Annotated in this window: 14 protein-coding genes; 7 read left to right on the forward strand and 7 right to left on the reverse strand. The window is 69.2% G+C overall.

The features are described 5' to 3' along the window. The first annotated feature begins 75 nt into the window (after positions 1 to 75). Positions 76 to 1704, forward strand: coding sequence for a tetratricopeptide repeat protein (locus tag EV659_RS13400; RefSeq protein ID WP_132709400.1), 1629 nt, complete (start codon positions 76 to 78; stop codon positions 1702 to 1704). 112 nt (positions 1705 to 1816) lie between these two features. On the opposite strand, the gene queG is transcribed toward EV659_RS13400, so the two are convergent. Beyond that, complete coding sequence (queG, locus tag EV659_RS13405; RefSeq protein WP_132709401.1) at positions 1817 to 2983, reverse strand: tRNA epoxyqueuosine(34) reductase QueG; 1167 nt, start codon at positions 2981 to 2983, stop codon at positions 1817 to 1819. A gap of 25 nt (positions 2984 to 3008) precedes the next feature. Next, entirely contained in the window at positions 3009 to 3677 is a 669-nt protein-coding gene (locus EV659_RS13410; protein WP_132709402.1) for a glutathione S-transferase family protein, read from the reverse strand. Positions 3678 to 3785: 108 nt separating this feature from the next. Here EV659_RS13410 and EV659_RS13415 point away from each other — a divergent pair, with 108 nt between their 5' ends. Together EV659_RS13415 and EV659_RS13420 are read left to right on the forward strand one after the other, a co-directional pair. Continuing rightward, the gene (locus EV659_RS13415; RefSeq protein ID WP_200287673.1) at positions 3786 to 4718 is read left to right on the forward strand and encodes an ABC transporter ATP-binding protein; all 933 of its coding nucleotides are present in this window, start codon (positions 3786 to 3788) and stop codon (positions 4716 to 4718) included. Next, positions 4715 to 6343 carry an ABC transporter permease gene (locus tag EV659_RS13420; RefSeq protein WP_165878910.1) on the forward strand — a complete coding sequence of 543 codons (1629 nt, stop codon included), beginning with the start codon at positions 4715 to 4717 and terminating at the stop codon, positions 6341 to 6343. The genes EV659_RS13415 and EV659_RS13420 overlap by 4 nt, the downstream gene beginning before the upstream one ends. Before the next feature lie 175 nt (positions 6344 to 6518). Here EV659_RS13420 and EV659_RS13425 read toward each other — a convergent pair whose 3' ends face one another. Both EV659_RS13425 and EV659_RS13430 read right to left on the reverse strand, forming a co-directional pair. Next, positions 6519 to 6971 carry a molybdenum cofactor biosynthesis protein MoaE gene (locus EV659_RS13425; RefSeq protein ID WP_132709404.1) on the reverse strand — a complete coding sequence of 151 codons (453 nt, stop codon included), beginning with the start codon at positions 6969 to 6971 and terminating at the stop codon, positions 6519 to 6521. Positions 6972 to 6986: 15 nt separating this feature from the next. Beyond that, positions 6987 to 7799: a hypothetical protein gene (locus tag EV659_RS13430; protein WP_132709405.1), complete on the reverse strand. Its 813-nt coding sequence runs from the start codon at positions 7797 to 7799 to the stop codon at positions 6987 to 6989. Positions 7800 to 8159: 360 nt separating this feature from the next. Between EV659_RS13430 and EV659_RS13435 the strand changes: the two genes are divergently transcribed. Then, entirely contained in the window at positions 8160 to 10151 is a 1992-nt protein-coding gene (locus EV659_RS13435; RefSeq protein ID WP_132709406.1) for an acetyl-CoA carboxylase biotin carboxylase subunit, read from the forward strand. Between the two features lie 316 nt (positions 10152 to 10467). On the opposite strand, the gene EV659_RS13440 is transcribed toward EV659_RS13435, so the two are convergent. Genes EV659_RS13440 through EV659_RS13450 form a run of 3 tightly spaced genes read right to left on the reverse strand, consistent with a single transcriptional unit; the run spans position 10468 to position 12381 of the window. Next, a complete protein-coding gene (locus tag EV659_RS13440; RefSeq protein WP_132709407.1) occupies positions 10468 to 11334 on the reverse strand; it encodes a S49 family peptidase in 867 nt (288 codons plus the stop codon). After that, entirely contained in the window at positions 11331 to 12167 is an 837-nt protein-coding gene (locus EV659_RS13445; RefSeq protein WP_200287675.1) for a tRNA1(Val) (adenine(37)-N6)-methyltransferase, read from the reverse strand. The genes EV659_RS13440 and EV659_RS13445 overlap by 4 nt, the downstream gene beginning before the upstream one ends. Next, positions 12157 to 12381: a putative signal transducing protein gene (locus EV659_RS13450; RefSeq protein ID WP_132709409.1), complete on the reverse strand. Its 225-nt coding sequence runs from the start codon at positions 12379 to 12381 to the stop codon at positions 12157 to 12159. The genes EV659_RS13445 and EV659_RS13450 overlap by 11 nt, the downstream gene beginning before the upstream one ends. A gap of 413 nt (positions 12382 to 12794) precedes the next feature. On the opposite strand from EV659_RS13450, the gene EV659_RS13455 reads away from it, so the two are divergent. From EV659_RS13455 to glyS, 3 genes are all read left to right on the forward strand, one after another. Continuing rightward, positions 12795 to 13817 carry a polyprenyl synthetase family protein gene (locus EV659_RS13455; protein ID WP_200287677.1) on the forward strand — a complete coding sequence of 341 codons (1023 nt, stop codon included), beginning with the start codon at positions 12795 to 12797 and terminating at the stop codon, positions 13815 to 13817. A gap of 283 nt (positions 13818 to 14100) precedes the next feature. Then, the gene (locus EV659_RS13460; protein WP_132709410.1) at positions 14101 to 15015 is read left to right on the forward strand and encodes a glycine--tRNA ligase subunit alpha; all 915 of its coding nucleotides are present in this window, start codon (positions 14101 to 14103) and stop codon (positions 15013 to 15015) included. After that, positions 15008 to 17122, forward strand: a complete 2115-nt coding sequence (gene glyS, locus EV659_RS13465) for a glycine--tRNA ligase subunit beta (protein WP_132709411.1) — start codon at positions 15008 to 15010, stop codon at positions 17120 to 17122. Before EV659_RS13460 ends, glyS begins: the two co-directional genes overlap by 8 nt. The last annotated feature ends 113 nt before the right edge of the window (positions 17123 to 17235 follow it).

Consider the following 17235-nt stretch of genomic DNA (forward strand, 5'->3'; position numbering starts at 1 on the left):
CCACCCCGCCGTCGCGCACAGACCCATGAGCCTTTCCCATGCGCACTATGACCGCACCATGACCGCATCCGCCCCATGAGCGCCACCAAAGACCCGCATGCCGCCCTGTCCGCCTGGCGCGCCGAGCCGGGCAGCAAGCGCGCGTTTCAGGCGTTTCTCGACAGCCTGGGCCCGAGCACCCCGGTGGCGACGTTTCTGGACTCGCTCGGTGTGTTCCAGCAGCACGGCACCGTCGATGCCGATCTGTTGGCGCAAGTGGGCATCAAGGCGTTCGAGCGCGACGCGCTTGATATCGCGCGGCGGTTCTTCGAGCGCGCCTTGACCGAAAACCGCCAGCAGGTAATCGCCTATTCCGGGCTGATCCACATCTTCTATCGCCAGGAAAACGCCAACGCGGCGATCGCCGTGTTCAAGCGGGCGATGGCCAATGGCGCGCTGCATTCGCGGCTGTTCAGCGATATGAGCCACGTCTATGGCCGGCTTCTGGGCGACACCGCCAAGGGCCGGCGCTACAGCGAACTGGCCCATCAGACCGACGCCAACAATGTGGCGGCGATGGACAATCTGGCGCGCATGTACGCCGTGCGCGACCCGGAATTCGCCGACCAACTCTATACCCAAGCGCTCGCCCGGTCGCCCGAGGATGCGCAACTCAACATGAATTACGCGCTGTTCCTGTTGCAGGCGGGACACTTGGCGCGCGGCTGGAGCCACTATCGCTATCGGTTGGACCTGTCCTTGGGCCCGCGCAAGGCGTTGCGCTACAACCCGATCCTGCCCGGCTGGGACGGCGAGGACCTGACCGGCAAGGCGGTATTCGCCATGGCCGAACAGGGGTTGGGCGACGAATTGCTGTTCGGGCTCACATACCCCGCGCTTTATGCCCGGGCGCGCCACCTGACCATCGGCTGCGACCGGCGGCTGATCCCGATCTTCCAGCGCAGCTTCCCCGACGCCACGGTCACCGGGTTTCGCGATACGGTGGTCAACCGGGTGCGTGACCGGTCGTTTCCCTATGTGGAGGCCGGCGTGCAGGCGGGGACGCTGGCGCTCGACCATGCGCTGCCGATCGGCGATTTGGGGCGCGCCTTCTGGCCCGACCGTGCCGCCGTCGGCCAGTGGCCGTGCGGTTATATCAAGGCCGACCCCGAGCGCACGGCGGAGATGGCCGCGCGCATGGGCCCCCGGCGCGAACCGGTGCGCATCGGCATCGCATGGCGCAGCGGCACCGTCGACGTGGACCGCAAGCACGGCTATCTGGACCCCGACGATCTGGCGCCGATCCTGGCGGTGCCCGGGGTCGAGTTCGTGGTCTTGCAGTATTCGCTGGCCGAGGGCGAGTTGGCGCATCTGCGCCGGGTCGCGCGCCAGCCGGTGATCGCGCTCGACGATGTGGACCTCAAGGACGATCTCGACGCCAATCTGGCGATCATGGAAAATCTGGATATGGTGATGTCGCCCCCCATGGCCCCGGCGATGATGTCGATCTGCCTCGGCCGGCCCACCTGGCTGTTGGGCGGCATGCCCTGGTGGTTCTTCGGCGAACGCGGCGAATGGCCGGCGCATGTGCCGGTGCTGCGCTGGTTGCGCTTCATTCGCCGCCAGGGGGTGGCCGACTTGGAACCGGTGGTCGCGGCGGTGCGCCAACTGGCCGCCGACGGTCCCGACGGCGCCTGGGGGCCGAACCGCGCCGCCGCCGATTGACCGCGCCGTCGCTTGATCCTGCCGGCCTTGATCCCGTCGGCCTTGATTGCGTCGATTGCGGCGTGCCGTGGCCGGACCGGGCGGCGGCTCTTGCGTGCGTGCGCGCCCCCGCTCAGTCGGGCAGGTGTGCCCACTCCGCGATCACGTCCGGGTCGGTTTCGCGGTCCGCCCGGCGGGCCTTGAGCGCCCGCACCCGGTCGGCGGGCGCCAACTGGGCAACCGCCCAGACCGCCGCGCCGCGCACCGCCGGTTCGGCGTCGTCGAGCAGCCCTTCGACCAGCCCCATAAGCCCCGCGTCGCCGCTATTGGCGATGGCGATCAGCACGTTGCGCACGAACCGGGCGCGCCCGGTGCGCTTGATCGGCGAGCCCGAGAACAGCGCGCGAAAGTCGGCGTCGTCGAGCAACGCCAGGTCGGCCAGGTCGGGGGCGCCCAATTCGGCGCGGGCGAAGAACTGCGCCTCGGTCGCGCATTCGGCGAACTTGTTCCACGGGCACACCGCCAGGCAGTCGTCGCAGCCATAGATGCGGTTGCCGAGGGCAGGGCGCAGGGCGTGCGGGATCGGGCCCTTGTGCTCGATGGCCAGATAGCTGATGCAGCGCCGGGCATCCAGTTGATAGGGAGCGACAAACGCGTTCGTCGGGCAGGCGTCGAGACAGCGCCGACACGAACCGCAATGGTCGCGCTCGGGTGCGTCGGCGTCGAGGGCCAGCGGCGTGAACAGCGCGCCCAGGAACAGCCAGTTGCCCAGATCCCGACTGACCAGATTGGTGTGCTTGCCGCGCCAGCCGATCCCCGCCGCCTCGGCCAGCGGTTTTTCCATCACCGGCGCGGTGTCGACGAACACCTTGACCGGCTGGCCCGAGCGCTCGTGCAGCCAGCGCGCCAGGCGCTTCAGCCGCTTCTTGAGCACGTCGTGATAATCCTTGCCGCGGGCATAGACCGACACCGCCCCCTTGGTCGGGTGGTCGCGCAGGATCATCGGGTCGACGGCGGGGCCGTAGTTGAGCCCGACCATCACCGCGGTGCGCATCTCGGGCCACAGCGCCTGCGGGTGACGGCGCTGGTCGGCGCGCTCGGCCATCCAGGCCATGCCGCCATGGTGGCCCTGGGCCAGAAACCGGTCGAGGGCCGTGCCGGCATGGGCCAGCAAGGCGGGCACCGCGTCGGGGCGCGCCAGGCCCACGGCGTCGAAGCCGAGCGCCCGCGCCTCAGCCCGCACCGCGTCGGCGGTGACCGGCGGGATGGGGGCTGAGCTGGCGGCGGGTGCGGGCGTCATCGGCGGCCCCTGGGTGTCATGCGTCTCAAAAGTCGGGCTGGTCGTAGTATTTCGGCGGCCGGATGCCGGCGATCCGCTCGCCGAGCAGGTGGCGCATGGACTTGCGCGACTTGACCAGCATGTACCATTCGCGCGCGCCGGGATGGTCGTCCCAGGCGACATGGCCCAGATAGTCCAGCACCGATACCTGAGCGGCGGCGATGGCGTCGGCGAGGGTAAAATAGGTGCCGGTCAGATAGTGCCGCCGGGTCGCCAGATAATCCAGATAGTCCAGATGGGTGCGCAGGTTTTGCAGACCGGCGCGGATGGCTTCGGTGTCGGGGGTCTCGCGCCGGTAAAGCCGCTTGATGATCTTTTCGGTGATCAGATAGCGGCCGACCTCTTCCCAGAAGCGGTGGCCGTACCACAGCGCCAGGCGGCGCACCTCGGCCCGCGCCAAAAGGTCGCGCCCGAGCATCGGCGGCTCGGGGTGCAATTCCTCCAGATATTCGCAGATCGGCAGGAAGCCGGCGATGGTATGGCCGCCGTCGACCAGCAGCAGCGGCACCTCGCCCTCGGGGCTCAGGCGGCGAAACTCGATCCGGCCTTCCCAGTCGGGCTCCTCGCGCAGGTCCGCCTCGACCCCCTTTTCGGCCAGGAACAGCCGCACAGCCCGCGCACTCGGAGAGATGATGTTGTGAAATAGCACCAGCATGATAGGCCCTATACCCCGCAGCCGACCCCAACGCCACCTTGCATTGCCTGGACCGGGGTTTCTACAGTGCCGATCAAGAACCAAGCCATCATCACAAGGGGGGCGTGCGTGACCGATCATTTGGTCGAACTGGAGGGGATCGAGAAGCGCTATGGCCGCTTCAAGGCGGTCAACGGCGTGTCGATGGCGGTCAAGCCGGGCGAGATTTTCGGCTTTCTGGGCCCCAATGGCGCCGGCAAGACCACCGTGATCCGCATCCTTTTGGATATTCTGCAACCCGACCGGGGGCGGCGTCAGGTTTTGGGCGCCGAATCGGCGCTCAGCGTCGGCGACCGGATCGGCTATCTGCCCGAGGAACGCGGGCTCTACAAGGCGATGACGCCGGTCAACGCGATCACCTATTTCGCTCGGCTCAAGGGCATGAAGGCCGCCCACGCCAAGGAGCGCGCGCGCGAGTTGCTGGAGCGCTACGGTCTGAGCGCCGTCGCTGACAAGCCGATCAAGACCTTCTCCAAGGGCATGGCGCAGAAGGTGCAGGTGCTGTCCTGCGTCGCCCACGACCCCGAGGTGGTGATCCTCGACGAGCCCTTTTCGGGCCTCGACCCGGTCAACCAGCAGGTGCTCGAAGAGTTGATCTGCGCGCTGCGCGACGCCGGCCGCACGGTGATCTTCTCCACCCATGTGATGCAGCACGCCGAGCGCCTGTGCGACCGGGTGATCATGATCGGCCGCGGCGAGACGCGCTTTCTGGGCACGGTGGACGAGGCGCGGGCGCGCTTGCCGCGTCGGCTGCGGCTGACCACCGACAGCACGGCCTCGGCGCTGCCGGCGTTGCCGGGGCTGGAGAAGGTCGCCGAGGCCGATGGCCACGCCACCTATGAGACCCGGCTGGCGGCGCAGCAGTCGGTGCAGCAGATCCTCAAGCAATGCCTGGACAGTGGCGTCGACCTGTCCGGTTTCACCGTGATCGAGCCGACCCTGCACGACGTGTTCGTCGATCTGGTCGGCGAGGACGCCCGCCAAGCGAGGACCGCAGCATGAGACGGATCGCGCTCGTCGCCCGCCACGAAGTCATCGAAACCGTGCGCTCGCGCACCTATTGGATCGGCCTGGTGATCACCCCGGTGATGTTCGCCATCGGCCTGTTCGTGCCAAGCTTTCTGCAACGCAGCTTCACCCCCGACCGGCCGGTGGCCATTGTCGACCTGAGCGGCAATCTGGCGCAGCCTCTGCGCGAACAGATCGAGCGCCGGTTCGCCCGGGATCGCATGGCGACGCTTTATGCCCATGTGCGCGGCTTCGCCAAGCCGGACCTGCGCGACGCCCAGGGCGGCCTGGACCCGGCGCGGGTGCCGCTCGAATTCCTGCGCCGGTCGGGCGACATCACCGACCCCGATGTGGACGCCTTTCTGGCCCAGGGCGGGGTCGAGGCGGCCCTCGACCGTGCCCGACCGCTGCTGCGCGCCGACGCCCCACCGCCCACCTTCGACCCGCAGCCGTTCTCGCTGGTCGACCCGCCGGCGGATTTGGCGGCGGCATTGCGTGCCGGCACGGGTGCCGAGTTGGTGCGGGCCTATCTGAGCGGCGAGCGGCCCTTGCCGCCGGCTGCCGGGGCTGCCGGGGCTGCCGGAAGCGCCGGGGCGGACCAGGCGGGCGAGGGGCGCACGCTCTATGGTGTTTTGGTGCTGCCGGCCGGGGTCGGCCTGGTGCCGGCGGGCGAGCCGGTGGCGCTCGGGCTCGGCGACGGCAGCCGGACCGCTCAATTGTGGACCGACGCGGCACCCGACGAGGCGGTCAGCGACGCAGTCGAGGGAGCGTTGGCGCGGGTGTTGCGCCGGCAGGCCCTGGCCGCCGAGGCGTCGCCCGAACTGGCCCGGCGCCTTGCGGGGCTGGTGACGCCGTTCGACACCCGGCTGACCAGCAAGGCCGACGGCGCCTCGGTGACCAGCCGCGACGTGTTGGAAAAGAATATGCCGCGGGTGTTGTCGATTGCGCTGTGTTTCTTCCTGTTGGGCAATCTGGTCATCTTGATGACCAACACCATGGAAGAAAAGTCCAACCGCATCATCGAGGTGTTGATGTCGTCGATCACCGCGCAGGAGATGATGACCGGCAAGTTGCTCGGCGCATCGATGGTGGCGCTGTTGGGGGTGATGTTCAATGTGGGCACGCTGATGGGTGTGTTTTTCCTGGCCAGCGACGGCGGCTTCGCCTCGTTCGCCCAGGATCTGCTCAGTGTCCTGTTCGGCTCGCCGATCTTGCTGGCGTTGTTGTTCTATTTCATCGTCGGCTATTTCCTGTTCGCCGGCCTGTTCATCGCCATCGGCGGCCTGTGCGAGACCAGCAAGGACGTGCAGTCCCTGTCGCTGCCGCTGCAATACTTTCTGATCCTGCTGCCGATCCTGATCTGGACCGTGGCCAACGAGCCCAACGGCGTCGCCGCGCGGGTGTTGAGCTACATCCCCTATACCAGCCCGATCATGATGATGGCCCGGATCAACGCCGATCCGGGCTGGTTCGACCTGGTGGCCACGGCGGTGCTGCAACTGGTCGGCATCGCCGCGACACTGTGGCTGTCGGGCCGGGTGTTCCGCGCCGGCGCCCTGCGCACCGGCAAACCGCCCAAGCTCGGCGAACTGTGGGGCGCCCTGCGCGGCCAGGCGTAAGCGCATGGGGGGCGGCGGCCCAAGGTCGCCGCCCCCGCCGTGTCCGTGTCCGGCCCAATGGCCTCCCCGATCATCATGGCGACAGCAAGCGGCGCCATCCAAGCGGCGTTGGCGGCGGCTCGGGCGTTGGCCGGTTGCCCGTTAGGGGCGCCCTGGTCGGCCCTGGGCCGCGCCTTCAGCCGCGATCGGCCCAGCGCGCGGCGGCGCGGTCGTCGCCGGGGCGCGGCTCGACCCAGCGCCGCCCCCATGGGCCTTCCTCGCATTTCCAGAACGGCGCGTCGGTCTTGAGCCGGTCCATCACATAGGCCGCGCCGTCGAAGGCGGCCCGGCGATGGCCGGCGGCGGCGACCACCACCACGATGGTCTCGCCCACCGCCATGCGCCCGACCCGGTGGGCCACGCTCAGGGCGGTGAGGGCGAAGCGCGCGGCGGTGCGTTCGGCGATGGCGGTCAGCGCGCGTTCGGTCATGCCGGGATAGTGTTCCAGGGTCAGCGCGGTCAGCCCGTCGTCGGCGCGCACCTGGCCGGTGAAACTGACCAGCGCGCCGCTTTGCCCGTCGCCCGCGTCAAGTGCTGCCAACTCGGCACCGGTGTCGAGCCGCCGGTCGGTGACCCGCGCGGTGATCATGGCCTGCGCCGGCGCTCAGGGGGTGCCGCGGCCGCCCGACGCACCGTCGCCGCCGGTGGCGCCGTCGGTCGCGCCATCGGCGGCGCTGTCATCCGCCCGGCCCGGCAGGGCGTCGCCGATCAGCCCGGCGGCCCAGCCGAGGCCGAAGATCGGATTATAGCCGCCGATACTGGGCAGGTAGAGCTGGCCCAGGCCGCTGTCGACGGTGACCGGCTGGCTGCGACGCATCAGCAGATAATTGTCGATCGCCGCGCCGCCATCGTCGCCGAGCGCCACCGGCCGGCCCAGATCGCCGCTATAGGGCGCCATGGCCGCCCCCATCTGCTCGCCGCCTGGCAGCCGGCCGAAGGTGGCGTAGACGTCGGCCAGCGACAGGTTGACGAAGCGCGTGCCCAACTGGGCCATGCGCTCGGTCTCGGTGAACGAGCCGTCGCGATTGTGGTCGAGCAGGAAGGCGAACCGGCCGCCGGTCAACATGCGCACGCTGGCGCCGGTCTGCACCGCCAGTTCCAGGTCGGAGGCCGGATGGTCGGTCCAGCCGGTGAAATAATGCGCGCGGATCCATTCGCCGAGCGTGATTACCGTGCCGTCGGGCATGATCGTCTCGCGGGCCAGAAACTCGTCCGGGTCGGGCACGTCCATGTCCAGCGGCGTGACCGTCACTTCGAGGGGATTGCCGTCGCGCTCGGGCGTTTGCGGCCGCTCGCCGCTTTCGGGCAGTTCGGGCAGCGGGTCGGGCTCGCCGGTTTCCTGCGCCGAGCCGCCGGGCGCCGCGCCCAACGCCAGCCCGCAAGCCGCCATGATCGCCATCGCCCTCAGCCGCTTCATCCGTCTGCTCCTCATCCGCATTGTTGGCTCGACAGCATATAGGAAGCCCCCGGCCGGGTGAAAGCGGAACCATGGGGGCTGGCGTCGACGTGAAGGCTCAGTCCTCGGCTCCTTGGCGTGCACCGGCTGCCTGATCGACCGTCATTCTGCATGTCGGCGCGCCCTGAGACCCTTTCACCGGGTATCGCCCGAACGGTCGGTCGGGTGCGCGTACGGGTTGTTTTTGCGGTGCACCCCGTTGCGCTCGGCCCCGAACCATGCTGCATTGAGCCGCCCGGTCCGGCCGCCCGCGCGGTCGGCCGATGCAGGCGTATTCACACAACGCAGGCATGTTCACACAACAATTGAGGGCCCGCCGGGATGTTCAAGAAGATTTTGATCGCCAATCGTGGGGAAATCGCCTGCCGCGTCATCAAGACGTGCCGGCGGCTCGATATCGCCACCGTGGCCGTGTATTCCGACGCTGACCGGGATTCGCTGCACGTGGAGATGGCCGACGAGGCGGTGTTTCTCGGCCCGCCGCCGGCGGCGGAGAGCTACCTCAAGGGCGATCTGATCATCCAGGCGGCCAAGGACACCGGCGCCGAGGCGATCCACCCGGGCTTCGGTTTCCTGTCGGAGAATGCCGGTTTCGTCGAGGCGGTCGAGGCCGCGGGGCTGGTGTTCATCGGCCCGGGCACCCGGGCGATCGACGCCATGGGCGACAAGATCCGCTCGAAGCAACTGGCCAAGGAAGCCGGCGTGTCCACCGTGCCCGGCTATATCGGCGAGATCGCCGATGCCGACGAGGCGATCCGCATCGCCGGCGAGATCGGCTATCCGGTGATGATCAAGGCGTCGGCCGGCGGCGGCGGCAAGGGCATGCGCATCGCCCATACCGAGCAGGAGGTGGCCGACAATTTCCGCGCCGCGCGCTCGGAAGCCAAGTCGAGCTTCGGCGACGAGCGCATCTTCATCGAGAAATTCGTCGAACAGCCGCGCCATATCGAGATCCAGGTGCTCGCCGACGGCCACGGCACCGTGCTCTATCTGGGCGAGCGCGAATGCTCGATCCAGCGTCGCCACCAGAAGGTGATCGAGGAGGCGCCGTCGCCGTTCATCGATGCCGCGACCCGCAAGGCGATGGGCGAGCAGGCGGTGGCGCTGGCGCGGGCGGTCGACTATCGCTCCGCCGGTACGGTCGAATTCATCGCCGACAAGGACCGCAATTTCTACTTCCTGGAGATGAACACCCGGCTGCAGGTGGAACACCCGGTCACCGAGATGATCACCGGCATCGACTTGGTCGAACAGATGATCCGGGTCGCTGCGGGCGAAAAACTGTCGCTGACCCAGGATGACGTGACGCTCGACGGTTGGGCCATGGAAGCGCGGGTCTATGCCGAGGACCCCTATCGCAACTTCCTGCCGTCGATCGGCCGGTTGAAGGGCTATCGCCCGCCCGAAGAGGGCGAGCAGGTGCGCCTCGACACCGGCGTCGGCGAAGGCTCGGAAATCTCGCTCTACTACGACCCGATGATCGCCAAGCTGGTCACCCACGGCCCCGGCCGTGCCGCCGCCATCGACGCCATGGTCGCCGCCCTCAGCCGCTATCATATCCGCGGCATCACCCATAACATCCCGTTTCTGGCCGCGGTGATGGAACATCCGCGGTTCCGCGACGGCGCGCTGACCACCAACTTCATCGCCGAGGAGTATCCCGACGGCTTCGAGGGCGCGCCGCTGACCCCGGAACGAGCGTTCGAGTTCCGCGCCGTGGCGTTGTTCATCCACGCCCTCCACGAGGACCGGCTGTTGAGCATCGACGGCCGGGTCAACCGGGGCAAGCCGGTGACCGAACGGCGCTTCCAGGTCTGGCTCGACGACGAGGCGGTCGAGGGCCGCATCCTGCCGAGCGATTCCGGTGCCATGGTCAGCATCGGCCGCGACAAGGCCGAGATCGCCACCGACTGGCTGCCCGGTCGGCCGATCTTCGACTGCCGCATCGACGACCGCCCGGCGGCCTTCGACGTGACCCGCACGCGCAAGGGCTATCGCCTGATCGCACGCGGGATCGACCGTGAGCTGGTGGTCCAGGACCCCCATGTGGCCGATCTGATGGTCCATGTGCCGATGGTCGCCGACCTGGACAACCAGCGCTTCCTGCTGTGTCCGATGCCGGGCCTGGTGGTGCAGATCCCGGTGGCCGAGGGCGACACGGTGGAGGCGGGCCAGACGCTCGCGGTGGTCGAGGCGATGAAGATGGAAAACGTCCTGCGCGCCGAGCGCACGGCCACCGTCAAGGCGGTCAAGGCCAAGCCCGGCGACAGCCTGGCCGTCGACGAGGTGATCCTGGAGTTTGCCGAGGACTGACCGACCCCGCTTGCGCCCCATCCCCATACCGGCCGTCAGGCCGCGCCGCTGTCATGCGGCGCGGCAAGCCGTGGATACCGGCGGGGGAAAGAAGCCCGTCGGGGCCTCGTGCCCGGGGTCGGCGGCGATTGGACAGCGTCGCTGCGCCCGACATGACGGCTGTACGATCCACGGCGGTCGGGCTCTCTTGGCCTCCGTTCGATCCACTCGATCGCCGACAGGCCAGGGGGGGCGCTCGCGCGCGGGGCCTGCGACGCCGGCCGTCCGGGCGGTGCGTGCTGGCGCCACCGCGGCCGGCGGGCAGCCAACGACGCGGTCACAGTCCCCAGCGCTGCCACATCAGGCGCTCTTCCAGGGCGGCGAGGGCCGCGGCGGCGTGGCGGCCGGTGCGCAGGCTCGCTTCGCCGGTCAGCGCCGACAACAACCCGGTCTTGCGCCAGCGCACCGGCCGCACGCGCACCTTGGGGCCGTAGCGCTGTTTCAGCGTCGGCATCATGGCGCCGACGCCGTCGGCCAACCCCAACGCCACCGCACGGCGGCCGGTCCAGACATCGCCCGAGAACAGGTCGGCCGGGTCGCCGGTCAGCTTGTCGCCGCGCCGTTCGCGCACGATATCCTTGAAAATGGTATGGATTTCGTCCTGAAGCCCGGCGATCCAGGTGCGGTCCCCGGGCTTTTCGGGTTGGAACGGATCGAGCCGCACCTTGTTTTCGCCGGCCGTATAGACCCGGCGTTCGATGCCCAGCCGGTCCAGGGCCTGTGCGAAGCCGAAACCGCCCGAGATCACGCCGATGGAGCCGACCAGAGATGCCTCGTGGACGATGATCTCGTCGCCGGCGAGGGCCAGCATATAGCCGCCCGACGCCGCCACATCCTCGCAAAAGGCGATCACCGGTATCTGGTGTTCGGTCGCCAGGTCGCGGATGTGGCGCAGGATCAGCGCCGACTGCACCGGCGCGCCGCCGGGCGAATTGATCGCCAGCGCCACGGCGGTGACGCCGGGATGGTCGAACAGCCGTTCCAGCGGACGGGCCAGGGCGTCGAAGGTAATGGCGCCGGTGCCCCGCCCGGTTTGACCGATCGGGCCGGTCAGCCTCAGCACCGCAACCAAAGGCGCAGGCGTGCCGAAATGGCGGACGCGCAGGCCGTGCCAGAACTTTCGCCACAGACGGGTCAAGGTCATGGGGTCGGTGTCTCCCGGATCGCGCCGCCATCGGCCAGGTCGAGCGCAGCACCGCGCCGCAGCACCGCTTCGGCCTCGGGCGTGTAGCGGGTCTGGGCTCCGTGCAGGCACAGCCCCGGCAGCAGCCGGCTGCCGCCGCGCGTGCCCTTGCGCGCCTGGACCAGGACGCGTTTGGCGCTTTGCCCCGCGCGCGGCCACAGCGGCAGCACCGTCGTGTCGCCGAAGCGCGGGTGCAACAGCGCCACCAGGGCGGCCAGGCGGTCGGCGCGGTGGATGACGGTCAGCGTGCCCTTGGTGCGCAGCAACCGGTGGCCGGCGTCGACCCAGTGGCCGAGATCGAGGGTCTCGTGGGCGTGGGCGGCGGTCTTGCCGGGGATCGGCGAGGCCGGGCCTTCACCGGGCGCGGCATAGGGCGGGTTGGCGAACACATGGTCGACCCGCCCCGGCACCAGGTGCGGCAGCGTGTCGCGAAAGGGTCGGTCCAACGAGCCTTCGGCGATGCGTACCCGGCCATCGAGACCGTTAAGCGCCGCGTTGCGCCGGGCGAGGGCGGCTAAGGGCGCCTGCACCTCAAGCCCGTCGACGCGCGCCCCGGTACGCCACGCCACCGCCAGGGCGGCCGCGCCGGTGCCGGTGCCAAGCTCGACGGTCTGGGCGCCCGCCCGCGCCGGTACCGCAGCGGCCAACAGCACGGTGTCGACAGCCATGCGATAGCCGCGCGCCGGTTGGATCAGCCGCAGGGCTCCGCCGAGCAGGTCGTCGACGGTTTCGTCGGGGCGGGCGGGGCCGTGCGCGGCGGGCGTCAAGGGCGGAACGATGGCCTCAGGGGTCACGCAACTCGCCCTCCAGGCCGGCATCGGTGAGCAGGCGACGCGCATAGCCGTAGCGGTCGTCGGCGACCATCAGGCGGCGCGGAAAAATGCCGATCGAGCCTTCGGTGATGCTCATATGGCCATCGAACACTTCCGCAGGCACGCCGGCTTCGTGCAGGACGGCACTGGCGAAGGCGATCACGGTGGGGTCGGTGGTTTGGATCACGGCTTTCATGGGCCTCCCCTCGGCTCCCTCCGTCTGCTGGTCGACCCGGCCAACAGGCGCCCGGCCGGGTTTGGGCGCGGTCGTCGCCGGCTGCGCCGACCGGCCATCGGACACGGCACACGGACACGTCTCACCGGGCCCGCACCAAGGGCACGGCATCGCGCGTTCGGGCGGGACGGTCCGCGGCCGATGGCACACGGGCGTCGGTCCGTTGCGGTCTCGCGGTCAGTTCACTGCCCTCTTGCCATTCCGGCCGACCCGCGCCAAGTGTCCCAAGGTCAAGGCGCTGCGGCGGAACGATCTCTTGTATTGTCGCAGCGGTGGTCCCTATTGTCACCCCATGTGAAACATGCCATAGCCCCGACGCTGCCTTTTCCGGGCGGCGACTTCCTGGCCCTGGCTGACATCGAACAGGATCGATTGTGGCGGAGAGTGTTCCTCTTTCAACCGACCGGGCGCCGGCCCATCACGAAGCGCTGGACCGGTTGCAGACCCTGGTGGCGGACGACCTGTCGCGGGTCAACCAGATCATCCTGGATCGGATGCAGTCGTCGATCCCGCTGATCCCGCAATTGGCCGGCCATCTGGTCTCGTCGGGGGGCAAGCGGTTGCGGCCCATGCTGACGCTCGCGTCGGCGCAGATGCTCGCCTATGACGGGCGCCGGCACGAAGGGCTGGCGGCGTGCGTGGAGTTCATCCACACCGCCACCCTGTTGCACGACGATGTGGTCGACGAAAGCGACCTGCGCCGCGGCATCGAATCGGCCAATGCCGTCTGGGGCAACAAACCCAGCGTGCTGGTCGGCGATTTTCTGTTTTCGCGCTCGTTCGAATTGATGGTCGAGGACGGCTCGCTCGACGTGCTGCGCATCCTGTCGCGCGCCGCCGGCATCATCGCCGAGGGCGAGGTGCTGCAACTGACCACCTCGAACGATCTGGGCACCACCGAGGAAGCCTATCTCGAAGTGATCGGCGCCAAGACCGCCGCCCTGTTCGCCGCCGCGTGCGAGGTGGCCGCGGTGGTGGCCGGGCGTCCGCAGGCCGAATGGGACGCGCTCAAGGCCTATGGCCACAATCTGGGCGTGGCGTTCCAACTGGTCGACGACATTCTCGACTATTCCGCCAAGCAGGCCGAACTGGGCAAGTCGCTCGGTGACGATTTCCGCGAGGGCAAGATCACCCTGCCGGTGATCATCGCACACAGTCGCGGCACCGACGAGGAACGCGCCTTCTGGGTGCGCACGCTTGAAGACACCGAGCAGGTGGACGGCGACCTCGACCACGCCATCGCGCTGGTCCGCCGCCACGAGGCGCTGGCCGAGACCGCCGCCCGCGCGCAGAGCTTCGGCGAGGCGGCGCGCCGCGCACTCGACCCGTTCCCCGACAATGAGGCCAAGCGCCTGCTGCTCGACATCGTCGATTTCTGTATCGACCGGGTCTACTGACCGGCCTCCCGCCTCTCGGGCTTTTGCCACCGTTGCGGCCTTGACGGCGCGCGGTGGCCGCGATCCGGCCGTCGCCTGTGGTGCGCGCGGCCGGCGGGCCGGCGTGCGTGGGCCTGTTCCATGGTCGGGCCATCGCCCATGCCCTCGGCTGTCCCCGCGGCCGTTCGGGGGACGGCACGGGGCGCGCGGGTCCCATGGGCCGCCTTGACCGGCTGGGGGTGCGCGGCTAATGCTGCGCCCGCGTGCACAGCCCACGCTTGGTTTCCACCCAATCGATTACGGAATGCGTCCATTGGCCTCTTCTGCGCCGTCGTTTCAGGACATCATCCTGCGTCTGCAACGCTACTGGTCCGACCAGGGCTGCGTCATCCTCCAGCCCTATGACGTGGAGATGGGCGCCGGTACCTTCCACTGGGCGACCACGCTCAAGGCTTTGGGCCCGCGGCCATGGAATGCTGCCTATGTGCAGCCCTGTCGCCGGCCCACCGACGGCCGCTATGGCGAGAATCCCAACCGGCTTCAGCACTATTACCAGTTCCAGGTGATCATGAAGCCGAGCCCGGCGGATTTCCAGCAGCGCTATCTGGGCAGCCTGGCGGCGATCGGGCTCGACATGGCCGCCCACGACATCCGCTTCGTCGAGGACGATTGGGAAAGCCCGACGCTCGGCGCCTGGGGGCTCGGCTGGGAGGTCTGGTGCGACGGCATGGAGGTCAGCCAGTTCACCTATTTCCAGCAGGTGGGCGGCCTCGACTGCCACCCGGTGGCCGGCGAACTGACCTATGGCCTGGAACGGCTGGCCATGTATGTCCAGGGCATCGAGAACGTCTATGACCTGGACTTCAACGGCGCCGGGGTGCGCTATGGCGACGTCTATCTGGCGTCGGAAAAGCAGTTCTCGGCCTATAATTTCGACCATGCCGACACCCGTGCGCTCGCCCAGCACTTCCGCGACGCCGAGGCCGAGTGCGCGCGCCTGATCGACGCCGACCTGCCGCTGCCGGCCTATGACCAGACCATCAAGGCGAGCCACCTGTTCAACCTGCTCGACGCGCGCGGGGTGATCTCGGTGACCGAACGCCAGGCCTATATCGGCCGCGTGCGCGCGCTCGCCAAGATGTGCTGCGAGCGCTTCGCCGCCCATGAGGAACGCCTGGCCCGGTCGGCCGACGCAGCGGGGGAGGCAGCCCATGTCTGAGCACTCCGGGTCCGACCTGCTGCTGGAGCTCTATTCCGAGGAAATTCCCGCGCGCATGCAGCGCCGGGCGTGCGACGACCTCAAGCGCTTGATGACCGCCGAGTTGAAAGACGCCGGCTTGGCGTTCGCGGGCATGGACGCCTACGCCACGCCGCGCCGCCTGACCTTGGTGGTCACCGGCCTGCCCGCCGCCCAACCCGACGTCCACGAGGAACGCCGCGGCCCGCGCGCCGACGCGCCCGACAAGGCGATCGCGGGCTTTTTGGCGTCTGCGGGCATCACCCGCGACCAGGCCGAGGAACGCGACGAGAAGAAGGGCCGCTTCCTCTATGCGGTGATCGACCGGCCCGGCCGGCCGACGCCCGAGGTGGTCGGCGAAGCGGTGGAGCGCATCGTGCGCGGGTTTCCGTGGCCCAAGTCGATGCGCTGGGGCACCGGCAGCCTGCGCTGGGTGCGCCCCCTGCACTCGATCTTGTGCCTGTTCGACGGCCGGGTGGTGACCTGCGCGGTGGACGGGATCGAGGCCGGCGACACCACGGCCGGCCACCCGTTCCTGGCGCCCGAGCCGATCCGGGTCGGCGGCGTTCAGGACTATGTCGACCGATTGGCCCAGGCGCGGGTGATCCTGGACCCCGCCGAGAGGCGCGCCGCCATCGCCGACGCCGCCCGGGACCTTGCCGAGGCGCGCGGCCTGGCGCTGGTCGACGACCCCGGGCTGCTCGACGAGGTGGCCGGGCTGGTGGAATGGCCGGTGGCGCTGTTGGGCGATTTCGACCCGGCGTTCCTCGACCTGCCGGGCGAGGTGCTGACCGCCTCCATGCGCACGCACCAGAAGTATTTCGCGCTCCAGGACCCCAAGACCGGCGCTCTGGCCCCGCACTTCGTGGTGATCGCCAACAAGGTCGCCGCCGACGGGGGCGCGGCGATCAAGGCGGGCAATGAACGCGTGCTCGCCGCGCGCCTGTCCGACGCCCGCTTCTTCTGGGATCAGGACCGCAAGACGCCGCTGGCGGCGCGTCTGCCGGCGCTCAAGGCGATCACCTTCCACGACAAGCTCGGCACCCTGGCCGAGCGGGTCGAGCGGATGACGGCCTTGGCCGAGCGCCTGGCGGTCGAGGTGGTCGGACCGCAAATGCTGGGCGCGGCGTCCGACGGGTTCGTCGACCAGGTGCGCCAGGCGGCGCGGCTCGCCAAGGCCGATCTGGTCACCGAGATGGTCGGCGAATTCCCCGAGCTTCAGGGCCTGATGGGCCGCTATTATGCCGCGGCCGAGGGGCTGCCGGCGCCGGTCGCCCACGCCATCGAACAGCATTACGCGCCCAAGGGCCCCGACGACCGCTGCCCCACCGACCCGGTGGCGGTGTGCGTGGCGTTGGCCGAAAAGCTCGACACCCTGGTCGGCTTTTTCGGCATCGACGAGAAGCCCACCGGCTCCAAGGACCCCTTCGCCCTGCGCCGGGCCGCCTTGGGCGTGATCCGCTTGATCGTCGAGAACCGGCTGCGGCTGAGCCTGGTGGCGCTGGTCGGCGCCCACGCCGGGCGGCTGCTGGACGGCGACCGCGCCGCCATCGCCGCCGTCGAGACCGATATCCCGGCGTTTTTCGCCGACCGGCTGACGGTGCAGCAGCGGGCCAAGGGCGTGCGCCACGACCTGATCGATGCGGTGTTCGCGCTCGGCGGCGAAGACGATCTGGTGCGATTGTTGGCGCGCGTCGACGCCTTGCAGCGCTTCGTCGAGACCGACGACGGCGCCAATCTGTTGGCCGGCTACAAGCGCGCCGCCAACATCCTCAAGATCGAAGAGAAGAAGGACGGCCGCCCGGCGCCGGGCGAAGCCCACTTGACCTTGCTCAAGGAGCCGGCCGAAAAGCATCTTTACGACAAGCTCACGGACGCCACGGCCCAGGCCGAAGCCGCCGTTGCCCGTGAGGATTACGCCGACGCCATGGGCGCGCTGGCCCAATTGCGCGCGCCCATCGACGCCTTTTTCGACCAGGTGACGGTCAATGCCGGCGACCCGGCGGTCCGGGCCAACCGGTTGGCGCTGTTGGCGCGCATCCGGCAGGCCGCCCACACCGTGGCCGATTTTTCCCGGATCGAGGGCTAAGGGTCTCGATCCGATCACCGTGGCGGCGCACGCCCGACGGACCCGGCACAGCATTTGCCAGGGTCGGGGGCCGGGTCTATGCTGCGCCGCGTGACACATTAGAGTAGCCCAGG

Source organism: Rhodothalassium salexigens DSM 2132 (assembly GCF_004341375.1).
GTDB classification, from domain to species: domain Bacteria; phylum Pseudomonadota; class Alphaproteobacteria; order Sphingomonadales; family Rhodothalassiaceae; genus Rhodothalassium; species Rhodothalassium salexigens.

Bases quoted from the DNA above. Each gene is read 5' to 3' on its own strand.
- EV659_RS13410 (WP_132709402.1), bottom strand. From the start codon at position 3,677: ATGCTGGTGCTATTTCACAACATCATCTCTCCGAGTGCGCGGGCTGTG.
- EV659_RS13450 (WP_132709409.1), bottom strand. From the start codon at position 12,381: ATGAAAGCCGTGATCCAAACCACCGACCCCACCGTGATCGCCTTCGCC.
- EV659_RS13435 (WP_132709406.1), top strand. From the start codon at position 8,160: ATGTTCAAGAAGATTTTGATCGCCAATCGTGGGGAAATCGCCTGCCGC.
- EV659_RS13420 (WP_165878910.1), top strand. From the start codon at position 4,715: ATGAGACGGATCGCGCTCGTCGCCCGCCACGAAGTCATCGAAACCGTG.
- glyS (WP_132709411.1), top strand. From the start codon at position 15,008: ATGTCTGAGCACTCCGGGTCCGACCTGCTGCTGGAGCTCTATTCCGAG.
- EV659_RS13460 (WP_132709410.1), top strand. From the start codon at position 14,101: ATGCGTCCATTGGCCTCTTCTGCGCCGTCGTTTCAGGACATCATCCTG.
- EV659_RS13425 (WP_132709404.1), bottom strand. From the start codon at position 6,971: ATGATCACCGCGCGGGTCACCGACCGGCGGCTCGACACCGGTGCCGAG.
- EV659_RS13400 (WP_132709400.1), top strand. From the start codon at position 76: ATGAGCGCCACCAAAGACCCGCATGCCGCCCTGTCCGCCTGGCGCGCC.
- EV659_RS13440 (WP_132709407.1), bottom strand. From the start codon at position 11,334: ATGACCTTGACCCGTCTGTGGCGAAAGTTCTGGCACGGCCTGCGCGTC.
- queG (WP_132709401.1), bottom strand. From the start codon at position 2,983: ATGACGCCCGCACCCGCCGCCAGCTCAGCCCCCATCCCGCCGGTCACC.
- EV659_RS13430 (WP_132709405.1), bottom strand. From the start codon at position 7,799: ATGAAGCGGCTGAGGGCGATGGCGATCATGGCGGCTTGCGGGCTGGCG.